The sequence below is a fragment of the Solemya velesiana gill symbiont genome, assembly GCF_002020805.1.
Taxonomy (GTDB): domain Bacteria; phylum Pseudomonadota; class Gammaproteobacteria; order Chromatiales; family Chromatiaceae; genus Sedimenticola_A.
In genome coordinates, this window is record NZ_MPRJ01000067.1 from 1 (window position 1) to 14525 (window position 14525).

13 protein-coding genes and 2 pseudogenes are annotated in these 14525 nt (G+C 53.9%); 6 read left to right on the top strand and 9 right to left on the bottom strand.

Going from position 1 to position 14525, the window contains the following annotated elements:
• On the bottom strand, nt 1–193 hold a 193-nt coding region (locus tag BOW53_RS12940), incomplete at its 3' end, for a hypothetical protein (protein WP_216641100.1).
• Nucleotides 194–385: 192 nt separating this feature from the next.
• Here BOW53_RS12940 and BOW53_RS14025 point away from each other — a divergent pair.
• Nucleotides 386–706, top strand: a pseudogene (locus BOW53_RS14025) (transposase); the annotation flags it as partial.
• Nucleotides 707–747: 41 nt separating this feature from the next.
• On the opposite strand, the pseudogene BOW53_RS13955 reads toward BOW53_RS14025, so the two are convergent.
• A pseudogene (locus BOW53_RS13955) lies at nt 748–900 on the bottom strand (YdaS family helix-turn-helix protein); the annotation flags it as partial.
• 117 nt (nt 901–1017) lie between these two features.
• On the opposite strand from BOW53_RS13955, the gene BOW53_RS09840 reads away from it, so the two are divergent.
• From BOW53_RS09840 to BOW53_RS09860, 4 genes are all read left to right on the top strand, one after another.
• On the top strand, nt 1018–1665 hold the full coding sequence (locus BOW53_RS09840; protein WP_007105457.1) for a LexA family protein: 648 nt from the start codon (nt 1018–1020) through the stop codon (nt 1663–1665).
• A gap of 256 nt (nt 1666–1921) precedes the next feature.
• Nucleotides 1922–3508, top strand: coding sequence for a peptide chain release factor 3 (locus BOW53_RS09845; RefSeq protein WP_078487817.1), 1587 nt, complete (start codon nt 1922–1924; stop codon nt 3506–3508).
• 391 nt (nt 3509–3899) lie between these two features.
• On the top strand, nt 3900–4139 hold the full coding sequence (locus tag BOW53_RS09855) for a BolA family protein (RefSeq protein ID WP_078487819.1): 240 nt from the start codon (nt 3900–3902) through the stop codon (nt 4137–4139).
• 130 nt (nt 4140–4269) lie between these two features.
• Nucleotides 4270–4491 carry an acetyltransferase gene (locus BOW53_RS09860; protein WP_078487820.1) on the top strand — a complete coding sequence of 74 codons (222 nt, stop codon included), beginning with the start codon at nt 4270–4272 and terminating at the stop codon, nt 4489–4491.
• Between the two features lie 83 nt (nt 4492–4574).
• Here the strand turns inward: BOW53_RS09860 and BOW53_RS09865 are convergent, their stop codons facing one another.
• The 5 genes from BOW53_RS09865 to BOW53_RS09885 form a co-directional block, all read right to left on the bottom strand.
• Entirely contained in the window at nt 4575–6083 is a 1509-nt protein-coding gene (locus BOW53_RS09865) for a fumarate hydratase (RefSeq protein ID WP_078487821.1), read from the bottom strand.
• A gap of 115 nt (nt 6084–6198) precedes the next feature.
• Nucleotides 6199–6450: a hypothetical protein gene (locus BOW53_RS09870; protein WP_078487822.1), complete on the bottom strand. Its 252-nt coding sequence runs from the start codon at nt 6448–6450 to the stop codon at nt 6199–6201.
• 21 nt (nt 6451–6471) lie between these two features.
• Complete coding sequence (locus tag BOW53_RS09875) at nt 6472–8268, bottom strand: Na/Pi cotransporter family protein (protein WP_078487823.1); 1797 nt, start codon at nt 8266–8268, stop codon at nt 6472–6474.
• A 371-nt stretch (nt 8269–8639) separates the two neighbouring features.
• On the bottom strand, nt 8640–9854 hold the full coding sequence (gene odhB / locus BOW53_RS09880; RefSeq protein WP_078487824.1) for a 2-oxoglutarate dehydrogenase complex dihydrolipoyllysine-residue succinyltransferase: 1215 nt from the start codon (nt 9852–9854) through the stop codon (nt 8640–8642).
• On the bottom strand, nt 9851–12721 hold the full coding sequence (locus tag BOW53_RS09885) for a 2-oxoglutarate dehydrogenase E1 component (protein ID WP_078487825.1): 2871 nt from the start codon (nt 12719–12721) through the stop codon (nt 9851–9853). Before BOW53_RS09885 ends, odhB begins: the two co-directional genes overlap by 4 nt.
• Before the next feature lie 244 nt (nt 12722–12965).
• Here BOW53_RS09885 and BOW53_RS09890 point away from each other — a divergent pair, with 244 nt between their 5' ends.
• Nucleotides 12966–13211: a hypothetical protein gene (locus BOW53_RS09890; RefSeq protein WP_078487826.1), complete on the top strand. Its 246-nt coding sequence runs from the start codon at nt 12966–12968 to the stop codon at nt 13209–13211.
• Nucleotides 13212–13269: 58 nt separating this feature from the next.
• On the opposite strand, the gene BOW53_RS09895 is transcribed toward BOW53_RS09890, so the two are convergent.
• Entirely contained in the window at nt 13270–13725 is a 456-nt protein-coding gene (locus tag BOW53_RS09895) for a thermonuclease family protein (RefSeq protein ID WP_078487827.1), read from the bottom strand.
• Nucleotides 13726–13769: 44 nt separating this feature from the next.
• Entirely contained in the window at nt 13770–14444 is a 675-nt protein-coding gene (locus BOW53_RS09900) for an EAL domain-containing protein (RefSeq protein ID WP_172838854.1), read from the bottom strand.
• Nucleotides 14445–14525: the final 81 nt, after the last annotated feature.

Consider the following 14525-nt stretch of genomic DNA (forward strand, 5'->3'; position numbering starts at 1 on the left):
TCTTCAAATCAGGGTTGGCTTCAAGCCACACTTTTAAATGTGCCAGTTGCACCGCAGGAATCGGTTCGCCTAGCCATACCGAGTGCAAAAGCTTTGGAACTTGTGCTGGAGACGCTTGCAAATTACTGCTCAATACAAAACAGGCCACCGCAAGCCATAAGAGGCCAAAAGATAATTTACGCAAAACATTCATCGTCACTGCTGTCTCATAAGTAATTAACGTCAAGGGTTTTGTTACAACCCGGTTAAGCCGCTTTCTTCGTCTTCGTCAGTTGTCGTTCATAATCGTTGGGACTCATGTAACTATGAATGCAGGGAATCTCTAAAAACCCACCTTAATCTGTCATAGTAACACATACAACTTCTCAACCACAGTTCACAGACTATGCAACCGAACTTTTTTGACCACGAAGACCGTCTTGAATTGCTTGAACGCCTTGGCGATCCGTTACCTAAACTGGACAAAACAGTGCAGTGGGAAGCATTTCGCAAACTGCTCAGCTCGGTCTACAGGAAAGGCGATCCCAGCAAAGGCGGACGTCCGCCTTTCGATGCGGTGCTGATGTTCAAGGTGCTGGTACTTCAGCATTTCTACAATCTCTCTGACGATCAGACAGAATTCCAGATACGAGACCGCTACAGCTTCTGTCGCTTTCTCAACATCACCCCGCAAGAGAGGGTGCCGGATGCCAAGACCATTTGGCTGTTTCGTGAGCGCCTGAAGAAATTGGAGCTGATGGAGAAACTCAAAACGAATTCAGCGGGAACACGCCCTGATTCATTCAACCAAAACCAGACGTTTTGCTGTTTTGAGTTGATGGCTCGTGCTAATGCTGATTGCCCGCCGACCAAGTCAATGGCACGGCGGAGATGTTTTTGTGTCGTGTTGAACACTTCCATACTGTCTCCTGTTACAATAATAACTGTTACGAGATTGAAAGATACAGTAAAAACAGTAGATGAGTCAACAGTTAAAATTGTTGGAAGGCTACAGTTTTATTTGTAATATACGGGCTTATGAAAACTTTATCCGAACGACTAAACCATGCCTTGCAGCTTACTGGGGTGACTCAGTCTGAGTTGGCTCGTCGCATTGGTATCAAACAGCAGTCGATCAGCCAGATTTGCTCTGGTAAATCGGCTAGGTCTCGTTACACCATGCAGATCGCGGAGGCGCTTCGCGTGAATGCTCATTGGCTCGCCACAGGTGATGGCGAGATTGGCTTGGGGGTCGGTAATGTAGAAGTCGGGCCTGATATTAAGGGAAGAATTCCTCTCATTAACTGGGTTCAGGCCGGTGATTGGACTGAAATAGCGGAGGGATTTGCCCATGAAGATGCTGAGGAGTGGCGTGACGTCACAGGGAAAGCACATGAGGGTTGTTTCGCACTTCGCGTAAAAGGCGACAGTATGGAAAATCCAAGCGGAAAAAAATCCATACCTGAGGGGGCAGTGATCGTTGTTGATCCTGAGTTACCTTACTCTTCAGGTTCATTGGTTGTTGCGCGTTTGGATGATTCGAAAGAAGCAACCTTTAAGCAGTTGGTCATTGACGGTGAACAGAAGTACCTAAAACCTTTGAACCCGCAATACCCTGCAATACCGATCAACGGCAACTGCACCATCATCGGTGTAGTACGACAAGCTATCATCGATTTCTGGTAGCGAAGGAATTTGTGGTTTAGCCACAGTTGTTCATGAGCTGAAGAAGCAACGATTGCAAACAGCTACAACTGAGCATTGGCGCACGCTGAGAGTAAATGGTAACCAATCAGATAACCATTGATTGTTTATAAAGTCAAGATCAGCGAAAATAGCGGCCAATTACGATTAACACGACGGATTTGACAAGCGGAGAACTGAAAAGAGAGTACTTCCAAAAGTGTGTGCAAATCCGTGTACAAACTAAAAGAATTTATACATGGCAAACCAAGAATTTCTCAATGAAATCAATAAGCGAAGGACCTTTGCTATCATCTCCCACCCGGATGCGGGTAAAACCACCCTCACGGAGAAGCTGCTGTTGTTCGGTGGCGCTATCCAGATGGCGGGTACCGTCAAGGGCCGCAAGGCGGCACGCCATGCCACATCGGACTGGATGGAGATGGAGAAGCAGCGCGGTATCTCTGTCACCTCGTCGGTAATGCAGTTTCCCCACGGCAATGCGGTGGTTAACCTGCTGGATACCCCCGGACACGAGGACTTCTCGGAAGATACCTACCGCACCCTCACCGCGGTGGACTCCGCCCTGATGGTGATCGACGTGGCCAAGGGTGTGGAGGCCCGCACGATCAAGCTGATGGAGGTGTGCCGCCTGCGCACCACGCCCATTCTCACGTTTATCAACAAGCTCGACCGGGAAGGTCGTGATGCGATGGAGCTCCTCGACGAGGTGGAAGAGGTGCTCAAGATCAAGTGTTCCCCCGTCACCTGGCCCATTGGCATGGGCAAGCGCTTCAAGGGGGTCTACGACCTGCGTACCGACAAGACCCACCTCTTTTCCGCCACCCACGGCGGCAAGATCCAGGAGGGCGAGGTGATCAAGGGACTGGACAACCCCCGTCTGGACGAGGTGATCGGTGACCAGGCAGAGGAGCTGCGCGAGGAGATCGAACTGGTCCAGGGCGCCAGCCATGAGCTGGACCTGGACGCCTACCGCCGCGGCGAACTGACCCCGGTTTTTTTCGGTTCGGCAATCAACAACTTCGGCGTCAAAGAGCTGCTCGATGCCTTCGTGGAATACGCCCCGGCCCCCCTGGTCCGGGAAACACAGCAGCGTGCAGTAGAGCCCTCCGAGGGCAAGTTCTCCGGTTTCGTGTTCAAGATCCAGGCAAACATGGACCCGGCTCACCGCGATCGCATCGCGTTTCTTCGGGTCTGTTCAGGCACCTACAAGAAGGGTATGAAGATGCGCCACGTGCGCATCGGCAAAACTGTCCAGGTGAGCAATGCCATCACCTTCCAGGCGGACGAGCGTCGGCACGTGGAAGAGGCCTGGCCCGGTGACATCATCGGTCTGCACAACCACGGCACCATGCAGATCGGCGATACCTTCACCGAGGGTGAAGAGCTCAAATACGAGGGCATACCCTATTTCGCGCCCGAGCTGTTCCGCCGGGTGGTGCTGAAGGACCCCCTGCGCCTGAAGGCGCTGCAGAAGGGTGTTCTGCAGTTGTGCGAGGAGGGGGCAACCCAGGTCTTCAGGCCCCTGAAGAACAACGACATGATCCTCGGTGCCGTGGGTGTTCTGCAGTTCGACGTGGCGGCAGAGCGCCTGAAAAACGAGTACAACGTCGAAGCGATCGTGGAGGCGGTGAGCGTGGCAACCGCACGTTGGGTTAAGTGCGACGATCCGAAGATGCTGGAGAAGCTCAAGGTTAAGGCCCACGAAAACCTGGCCATCGACGGTGATGATCAGCTGGTCTACCTAGCGCCAACTAGGGTGAATCTTGATCTCACCATGGAGCGCTGGCCAGAGGTGGAGTTCCTGGCCACCCGGGAACTCTAGTCCTAATATCCCCGGTAGCCGACAGCGTGGATCAGAAATAGGGCTGTCGCTATCAGGATTACCAGCCAGTGTTCGGTGCGACGCTTGGCCTGTCTGTCCATGATATCCTCCTTGTGACCGGGAATGCGTGTGCTTACTGCCAGGTAAAACTCTAGATGCAGGTAGGAGCCCGGTCCTCCGGGCGATAAATCCAAGATGTGAAGTTATCGCCGTCAGGAAACGGCTCCTACAGGGTAAAACGGACTAGCGGCCAGCCTGAAAAAGGCTTTAGGACGGTTATTTGACGTTTCCTAAAAGGGTGGTGTCACAGCTCGGCTAACCTCTGATGCTGGAAGGTATTTTGAGATCCCGAATGCAGTAGAATCGAGTGCAAATTTTTTTGAGGTGAATAATGGAACACGATGCAGTTAAGACCTTGATCGAGGCCGGAATACCCGGATGCGAAGTGCACGTGCAGGGAGAAGGCTGCGACTTTTCGGTTGAGGTCATCTCGGAAGCGTTCAAGGGCATGCCCCTGCTCAAGCAGCACCGCATGGTGAAGGATACCGTGAAGACCCAGCTCGAGAGCAATGAACTTCACGCTTTCTCCATCAAGACCTATACGCCGGAAAAGTGGGCCTCCCGGGGCTGACAACGGGAGCCTTGCAAAGCGCCGTTCCAGGGCCATACTTCCTTTAGCAGGTTTAAAATTCGAACCCGCCTGTCGTTTCAATAACTGGTAATAATGGAATGGCGGGTCAGGATGCCAAAAGGAGGTTGTCATGTTCCTCAAGCATGTTGCGAGTGGGAAAATGGTCGAGGTGCTGAGCCTTAACGACCTGTTCAATCCCAATCACCCCCAGCTTGTGGGCCGTTTCAATGTCGGTGAGGATCTTCAGGATCCAGAGAAGTTCGACAAGGCCGGACTCGAGTTCCTCTCCGGGGAAGCACTGCCCAGGTGCTGGGTGGATGTCCACTATCGGGATGATGAGCTGAAGAGATAAGTTTTAGAGTTTCCCTCCTTCTTCTCTCCCTGTGTTCGGGAGAGGGGAAGGATATCGAGCGCCTGTGTTTGTAGAGCGCAGCCCTATATTTTTCCGATCTTTACGCGCCACTCGGCGGGTCCTGTTTGATGGACGGAGGTGCCGTTGCTGTCCACTGCCACCGTGACAGGCATATCCTCCACTTCGAACTCGCGTATTGCTTCCATACCAAGTTCTTCGAATGCGATAAGCCGCGAACCCTTGATCGCCTTGGCCACTAGGTAGGCGGCACCTCCCACCGCCATCAGGTAGACCGCACCATGCTGCTTGATCGATTCGACAGCGGTTGGGCCCCGCTCTGCCTTGCCCACCATGCCGATGAGGCCGGTCTCTCCCAGCATCATCTCGGTAAACTTGTCCATGCGGGTGGAGGTAGTCGGACCGGCGGGGCCCACCACCTCGTCGCCTACCGGGTCCACCGGGCCGACGTAGTAGATGAATCGGTTATTGAAATCCACGCCCTCTGGCAGGGGCTCACCACGGCTCAGTAGGTCCTGGATACGCTTGTGGGCTGCGTCGCGGCCGGTCAGGAGTTTGCCCGACAGGAGGATGCGATCACCGGCCTTCCAACTGGCGATCTCCTCCTTGCTGATACTGTCCAGGTTGACCCTGCGGGCCTCTCCAGCGCCTTCGAGGGCGATCTCCGGCCAGTCCTCCAGTTTCGGCGGTTCAAGCGTTGCAGGACCGGAGCCGTCGAGGGTGAACTCCACGTGGCGGGTGGCTGCGCAATTGGGGATCATGGCTACGGGTAGCGAGGCGGCGTGTGTGGGGTAATCGCTGATCTTTACATCCAGTACGGTGGTCAGTCCGCCGAGTCCCTGGGCGCCGATACCCAGGGCGTTGACCTTCTCGAAGAGCTCCAGGCGCAGCTCCTCTGCACGATTGGCCGGGCCGCGGGCCTTGAGTTCATGGATATCGATGGGCTCCATCAGGGACTCCTTGGCCAGCAGCATCGCCTTCTCAGCAGAGCCGCCGATGCCGATACCCAACATACCGGGAGGACACCAACCTGCGCCCATCTGGGGAACCGTCTCCACCACCCAGTCCACCAGGCTTGCGGACGGGTTGAGCACCGTGAACTTCGACTTGTTCTCCGATCCGCCACCTTTGGCGGCCAGTTTCACCTCCACCTCGTCTCCCGGAACGATACGGGTGTGGATGATCGCCGGCGTATTGTCGCGGGTGTTGGTCCTCGCTCCCGCGGGATCGGCCACCATGGATGCGCGCAGTACATTGTCCGGGTGGTTGTAGCCCCGTCGTACGCCTTCGTTGACCATTTCCTCCAGGCTCAATTCCGCATCCCACTGTACATTCATACCCACCTCGACAAAGGCGACCACCATGCCGGTATCCTGGCATATCGGGCGGTGACCCTCGGCGCACATGCGGGAGTTGACCAGGATCTGGGCCATGGCGTCCTTAGCGGCCGGAGATTCCTCATTCTCCCAGGCTTCGGTCAGGGCCTTGATATAGTCCGCCGGGTGGTAGTAGGAGATGAACTGCAGGGCGTCGGCAATACTCTGGATGAAGTCTTCTTGCTTTATAGTGGCCATGGTTGGTGGTTCGTTCTCTGTTCTGAAGCTGTAACTTTTTGGACAATGGGTCCGGCGTGTAGGTCAGTTTTAGCCTGACCTGTATAACGAAATGCTGCGCTGCATTATAACCCGGTTATTCGTCGCAGCGCAGGGCTTTGAGACGTTTCAGTCCTTTCAAGCGCTGGGCATGAATGATCTGGCTCTCTTTCTTCAGACGCTTGCGCTTGATCTCGCTCTCTTCATTCTGCAGCTTTGTGGACAGCTTGTGTTCCTTCTCACGTAGCTCACGTATGATTTTCTTCAGGCAGCTTTTCTGTTCGCACTGTTTGCGTTTGCCCATATCGAAGTAGTCTGAGAGCTTCTGGAGCAGTTTCTTTTTCTTCATGAAGCACTTCCTTTCAGTAACTTATTCTGCTGCAGCCTGTTCGATCTCTTTCTCGTCCAGACTGACGCTGCGCTCAGCTTGGGTTAGTTCGCGGTTTGTGGCGACAAACAGTGTTCGGGCAGCACTGATCAGGTTATTCGAAACATCGCGTGCGTATGCACTGTCGTTCATTAAAGAGGTGCCCATCTCCGGTGTAATCCGTCCTGACAGAATCAACTCGGTCAGCCAGAGATTCAACTCGTTCTGGGAATCCTCGACTACAAGTTGCAGTGCGTCAAGTGAGAGAATGTCGGTATCAGGTGGATCAGACGTCCTGATTTCCTCCAGTTCTCTCAGGATGCCCGCAAGTTGAACTCTAAGCTTGTTATAGGCTTCATGCATTGCGTCTGAGTTGGACAACAGATACTGCATCAGGTTTTTCTGCAGGTGTTTGACGTCCTTGACTGCCTCGACAATATACTGGTTCGCCTGTCTCAGGTGGTGCAGTTCTCCTGACTGCTCCATCTCCCAGGAGAAGCTGGCACGGCTGATGAATTGAATGATTGCGCTGTAGATACCCTTGATGCTGCGTTCATAGGCCGAATCGATGTCGAGACGCGTTATCTTTTTCTGGCTTGTTGCGATTTCCTCGATATTCTCATCCGAAAATACATTGCTGCGCTTGAATCCCAGCCCATGGACGATGATGCTCAGGGCGTTTTCGTAGACATGCTTGGTTTCGTTCAGCACGGCCTCTGCCGCGGTGTCCGGGAAGTCGATGGCTGATTCAGTGAGGTACTTCGGTTTGTCGACAACCGATTTTTTCTCTTTCAATACACGTTTCAGGAGTTTCACCAGTGGATTGATGAAAGGGATCATCACCAGGATGCCGATCAGGTTGAACACCGTGTGGAATACCGCCAGCTTAAGGGTGTAGTCATCATCACGGATGCCCAGGTAGACACTGAGGTTGTTTACCACTTCGACCAATTGGTAGATGAAGATGATGGCGATGAGGCCTGTGGTCATATTGAAGATCAAGTGGGCACCTGCCAGTCGCTTTCCCTGGGCATTGGCGCTCATAGCTCCAAGGATGGCGGTAATGGTGGTGCCGATATTTGCACCGATGGCCAGGGCAAGGGCGTTTTCGTAGCTGATCTGCTGGGCGGCAAGGGCAGTGATGATCAACACCAGGGTGGCGTGGCTCGACTGCATCACCACCGTGGCAAAGATACCGATGCCGGTAAAGATGAAGAGCCCGCTGTAACCGGTCACGGCGAACTGGCTCAGATCGATGCTCGCCTTGAACGCTTCGAACCCCACCTTCATGTGATGGATGCCCAAAAACAGGAAGCCAAGTCCGGCAAGTATGTAGCCGATGCCGCTGAGTGCCTTTGATTTCTGGAATATCAGGATGATGCCAAATACCAGCATTGGCATGGCGTAGGCAGATATTTTTACCTTAAGGCCGAAGCCCGCTACCAGCCAGGCACCGGTCGTGGTGCCGATGTTGGCACCAAAGATGATTCCGATCCCCGCCGTCAGGGTGATCAGTCCAGCGCTCAGGAACGAGATGGTGATAACCGATACCAGGGAGCTGGATTGCATGATGGTGGTGGAAACAATACCAAAGCCAAGGCTTTTCCAGAGACTGGATGTGGTCTTACGCAGCAGTTTCTCAAGTACACCGCCGGTAAAGGCTTTGAATCCCTGCTCGAGGGAGAGCATGCCAAAGAGAAATATTGCAACGCCTGCGGCAATCTCCTTGAAGTCAGGGCTTGCCCGGAAGCCGTAAGCCAGGACGATGAAGATCGTGGGTAGGAGGATTTTTCGCGGCATGCTGTTCTACGCTTTTGAGATCCACTTCTTGGAATGTAGTGAAGCAGTGACAAAACTGCAATATCAGGGTTTATTGCTTATTGGCTACAGGCTCTCAGTGCATTCGCTTCAGATCAGGTTTTCAGCAATTTTTCTCTGCGCGTGGGAATAACTCTCCGTGTATACCCCGCAACGTTGATATCTATCCTTTCTCAATTGAGATGAATATGTTCATTGCGTGGTCTGTAGGTCTGAATGTCTCGGTTGTTATCTGATGATCAACCGGTACATGTTCATTCGACTGGAAAGGTCTGGTGAATCAGTGGGCAAAAAATCGCCCGGAGCCTTTGCGGTCTCCGGGCCAAGAGGGGACATGGAAATAAAGTTTCTGTTTAGATTTGCAACAGCAGTCTTGCGGGATCTTCCAGAATATTTTTTATGGTAATCAGGAATTGGACTGCCTCCTTGCCATCAATGATCCGATGGTCATAGGAGAGCGCCAGGTACATCATGGGACGTATCACGATCTCTCCATTCTCAACCACGGGGCGCTGCTGGATGTTGTGCATGCCCAGGATTGCGCTCTGTGGCGAGTTGAGGATCGGGGTCGATAGCATCGAACCGTACACCCCGCCGTTGGAAATGGTGAAGGTTCCACCGGACAGCTCCTCGTAACTGAGGGTGCCGTCCTGTGCTTTCTTTCCGTACTCGCGTATCGCCTTCTCGGTATCTGCAAAACTGAGCTGATCGGCATCGCGGAGAATAGGGACAACCAGGCCCCTGGAACCGCCAACGGCAATGCCGATGTCGTAGTAGCCGTGATAGATAATATCCTGGCCGTCTACGGAAGCGTTGACCACCGGGAACTGTTTCAGCGCTTCAACTGCGGCCTTGACGAAGAAGGACATGAAGCCGAGGCGTACCTCGTGGTTTTTTTCGAACGTGACCTTGTATTTTTCACGCAGGTTGTTCACTGCCTGGAGGTTGACCTCGTTGAAGGTTGTCAGGATGGCTGCATTGGACTGCGCCTCGAGAAGGCGCTCGGCGATACGTGCGCGCAGTCGGGTCATGGGTACGCGCTGTTCAGGTCGTTCACCTTCGATTCCCGACTGGGTGATATCCGGCTCTGAGGGCGGCGCTGCAGCTTCTTCGTGAACGGTTGCGCTTTCAGCCTCCTTGGCGTCCAGGTAGGCCATGACATCCGACTTGAGGATACGTCCGTCCTTGCCGGTGCCTGTGACCTGGCTGGCATCGACGTTCAGTTCCTTGACCAGGCGGCGTACTGCCGGTGTCAGAACCGGTTCACCCGATGCTGCAGGAGCGGGTTCGGCTTTCGGCTTTTCCTGGGGTGCAGTTTTGGGTCCGGCAGCCCCGGCCTCGATCACGCCCAGAAGATCGCCTGCCTGGACCGTATCACCCTCACCGGCACTGATCTGGCCCATAACACCATCGCATGGAGCGGGTACTTCAAGTACAACCTTGTCAGTTTCAAGGTCCACCAGGTTCTCGTCGCGCTTTACTGCATCCCCCGGTTTTTTATGCCAGGCCAGGATAGTGGCGTCTGCAACGGATTCCGGCAGGGCAGGGACGTTGATGTTGGTACTCATTCTTCTGGAGTCCTCCGGTTCATGGACGGGTTGATACGCCCGGTAAGGGCCTCATCGATCAGGGTTTCCTGCTGCTCGACATGCAAGGGGTAGTAACCGACGGCAGGCGCGGCGGATGCCTGTCTGCCGACGTAGTAAAGCTTCTTGCCGAGATCGAGCTGGGTGTGAAAACGGTGCTTGATCTGGTCCCAGGCACCCTGGTTCTGGGGTTCCTCCTGGCACCAGATCAGCGTCTTAACATTGGGGTATTGGTTGATCACCTGGTCGAACTGCCCCCTGGGGAACGGGTAGAGCTGTTCCAACCGGATGATGGCAACATCACGCATGCCCCTGGTGCGCCTGGCTTCCAGTAACTCGTAGTAGACCTTGCCGGAGCAGACGATGATTCTCTCGACCTCTGCCGGATCGAGATCATCGACCTCTTTCATCACCGGCTGGAAACTACCGGAGGTGAAATCCTCCAGCGGCGAGGTGGCCAGGCGGTGGCGCAGCAGGCTCTTGGGGGTCATTACCACCAGCGGTTTTCTCATGGGGCGCAGCATCTGTCGGCGTAACATGTGGAACACCTGGGCTGGTGTGGTGGGTACGCAGACCTGTATGTTCTGTTCGGCACAGAGCTGCAGGTAGCGTTCCAGGCGAGCGGATGAGTGCTCGGCGCCTTGCCCCTCGTAGCCGTGGGGAAGGAACATGGTGAGCCCGCAATAGAGCCCCCACTTCGAACCGCCCGCGCTGATGAACTGATCGATCACCACCTGTGCGCCGTTGGCGAAATCACCAAACTGGGCTTCCCAGATGGTCAGGGCATTGGGTTCAGCCGTGGCATAGCCGTACTCGAAGCCGAGCACTGCCTCTTCCGAGAGCAGGGAATCGATCACCAGGAAGTTGGCCTGGTCCTCGCTCAAGTGCTGAAGGGGGATGTAGCTTTCTCCATTGAGCTGGTTATGCAGAACGGCGTGACGATGAAAGAAAGTGCCACGGCCACAGTCCTGCCCGGAGAGGCGAATCGGGTGGCCTTCATCGACCAGTGATGCGTAGGCCAGGGTTTCGCCGAAACCCCAGTCCACAAGCTGGTCGCCGCTGGCCATCTTGTGTCGCTCCTGCATGATCTTTGCGACCCTGGGATGAAGTTCGAACTCTTCCGGCAGAACCAGCAGACTGTCGGAGAGCTTGAACAGCCTTTCATCGCTGATGGTAGTCTCTACGGGGTGTTCCCAGCCGGTATGCCGGTAGGGCTCCCAGTTGACATGATAGGGGTACTCCAGGTCCTGCAGGGTCGGCCTGGCGACAACCGAGTTCTGCTCCAGGGAGGAGCGGTAGTCCTCAACCATCGAGAGGCTCTCTTCCGGTGTGATTGCGCCGGCAGCAATCAACTTGTCGGAGTAGTTGCTGCGGGTTGTCGGCAGCCGCCTGATTTTCTGGTACATATGGGGCTGGGTAACCGCCGGCTCATCCGCCTCGTTGTGTCCGTGACGACGATAGCAGACCAGGTCGATGATGACGTCCTTATGGAATTTTTGGCGGAAGTCCAGGGCGAGCCGTGTGACGAAGAGCACCGCCTCCGGATCGTCGCCGTTGACATGGAAAATGGGGGCCTGGACCATTTTGCCCACATCCGTGCAGTAGAGTGTGGATCGGGTGTCCATGGGGTGGGAGGTGGTGAACCCGATCTGGTTGTTGACCACGATGTGCACGGTGCCACCGGTGCTGTAGCCCCTGGCCTGGGACATTTGCAGTGTCTCCATCACCACACCCTGGCCGGCAAAAGCGGAGTCACCATGGATCTGCACCGGCAGTACCTCGTCACCAGTACGGTCTTCCCTGCGCTGCTGGCGGGCCCTTACGGAACCTTCGATCACCGGGTTGATAATCTCAAGGTGGGAAGGATTGAAGCCGAGCACCACGTGGGAAAATCCCCCTGGGGTTTCAATGTCGGTAGAGAAACCCATGTGGTACTTCACGTCTCCCATGCTTCTGAACTGGTCGGGACTTTTCTTGCCCTCAAATTCCATGAAAAGTTCCGATGGTGGTTTTCCAAGGATATTGGTCAGCACGTTGAGACGGCCGCGATGAGCCATGCCGATAACGATCTCCTTGATGCCGTTGGTACCGGCGCGCTGAACCAGTTCATCCAGTAGTGGTATCAGCGACTCGCCCCCTTCAAGTGAGAAACGCTTCTGGCCTACGTAGCGGGTGTGCAGGTACTTCTCCAGGCCTTCAGCAGCTGTCAGCAGGGTCAGAAGCCAGCGCTGATCGTTGGTGTCCAGTTCGGGTTTTGCGCGATAGCCTTCAACGCGTTTCTGAATCCAGCGTTTTTGCCGAGTGTCGGTGATGTGCATGTACTCGGAGCCGACATTGCCACCGTACACCTCGGCAACCAGGTTCAGGATCTCTCTCAAGGGCATGCGGTCCGGTGCGAACAGTGAGCCGGTATTGAAAATCGTATCCATGTCCGAATCGGCCAGCCGGTGATAGGCAGGATCGGTATCTGGAACCTCCTCGCGTTCCCTCAGCAGTAAAGGGTCGAGATTGGCGTGCTGGTGGCTACGTACACGCCAGGCATTGATGAGCCTGAGAACTGCAGCCTGTTTTTCCGCTCCTGCTGGTGAAATGCGCTCGGTTGCGAATTTGCTGGCAGGTCGCTTCTCTTTCGCCAGCCGGGCGAAGTTCGACCGGACCGGCCCGTGGGCGATATCAGCGGGTTCATTGGCGGACTCTTTTACCAGTACCAGGCTGTCAAAACGCTTGCGCCAGGCTTCATCGATACTGCCGGGGTCCTGCAGATAGCGTTCGTACAGGTCTTCTATGAATGCTGCATTGCCGCCGGAGAGGGCTGAAGTTTTTCTGAGGAGCTCCAGTAATGCGCTCATTTGGATGATCGACCTATTTTTGGGTTATGGAGTATCAATTGTGTGGATACTAGCACAAGAAATATTTAATGGAATAGGTTTTTTATTATTAGTGCGGTTGTCCAAATAAACCGCGTGTTTTTTCTTGGAACGTTTGTTTTGATATGGGGGATTTTGGAGATTACTTATTTTTTCCAAACGGTTATCAAATGTAGGTGGTTGGGTTATAGTTCATTTACAGATTGGCCAGAACAGAGGCTTGTGGATGGGGCGGAAAAAAAGCCTCCAGAGTGAAGTAAAAAATTGGGCACCACCTTTAAGCGTTAGTGCGCTTGAAGCGGATATTGCTTATTTTGACGCTCGCCTTGCACTTTTAAGCGATCGGCCAAGGACATATTACGAGGATGCGCAACTGCGGGCATACCAGGAGTTGATCAATATCCTGACAGAGCATCTCGAGAAGCTTCGCGGCATGTCGAAAAGGGGGAAAAAGGGTAAATCTGCAGGTTAAGGCATGTAACATACCGGTAATTTTTTGCCGACGCCGACCTCCTACAGAACGGGCGATCTCACCGAATCCGCTCTTTCCATATCCCCAACTGTCTATCGCGCGCCTGTTTTTGGGCATTTTTATACTGCTGAACCTCGGAAGGGCTCCGGATTTCGGCAGTTGTCTCCACGGCAAGACCGGCTTTAAGCATCCTCAAGCTGATATCACTTCCGCCATAGGTCACCTTTCCTGTAATCGTGTTGTCATTACCCTGGTGAAGATTGCTGATCTCGATAAGATGGCCTGACACCAACATGCCCAGGTGTCGTTTGGCCGCTTGTCCTAAATATGAAGAGACCGGAGGGGCCTGGACCCCTTGCAGCTTTATCCGGTAGATCGCTTTGTCCCCTGGCGTGAACAAAAAGCGGTCCCCGGAAAGCACTTTGATGGAATACCCGGTGATACCTTGATTTTGACCGGCAAGGGCAGACGGAAGAATCATGGAGAGAACAAGTAACGTGAGGATTCTTTTCATCGTGTATGTAATTACTGTGCGCTTTACGGTGTGTTACATGATGCTCAGGCATTCTCGATTTTTGCGGGCTGGCCAATGCCATAACCCTGGGCATAATCCACTCCGAGATTCCTCAGCTCGATCAGGATCGCTTCATTCTCCACGAACTCGGCTATAACCTGCTTGCCCATAAAATGGGCAACATCGGTAATGGATTTGACCATGGCATGGCTGGATTTATCCTGAAGCATATCCTTTACGGAAATGCCGTCGATTTTGATGATATCCACGGGCAATTTTTTCAGATAAGAGTATGAGGAGTAGCCTGACCCAAAATCGTCCAGCAGAAACTTGCAGCCCAGTGCCTTGATTTCATTCAGCAGGTGCTTGATTTTGCTGATGTCACGGGCAAAAGCCGTTTCAGTGATTTCAAACCCTAGGCGTTCTGGCGGGAAAGCGCTCTGGGTTATTTTTTCTTTCAGGAAACTGCAGAAAGACTCATCCTGCATTGACTGTACTGAAAGATTGATACAGAAATTGTCATCTGCCTCAACGAGTGTCTCGTTGTTTTTCAGCCACTCGAAGAAGGTATTGATCACCCAACGGTCAACGCTGCGCATGCGATTGAATTCCTCGGCTGCCTGGATGAAGCTGGCCGGGCTGGTGGGATTGCCTTTTTCATCGAATATCCGCAGCAGAATTTCACTGTGGGGGGGAGTGTCCTGTTGAATTGCGCCCAAAACTGACCCACCTACCCCCATAATTTGCATCGAATTTTGACCCACGTACAACTCTACCTGCATCAAGGCTTTGCAGGAGTA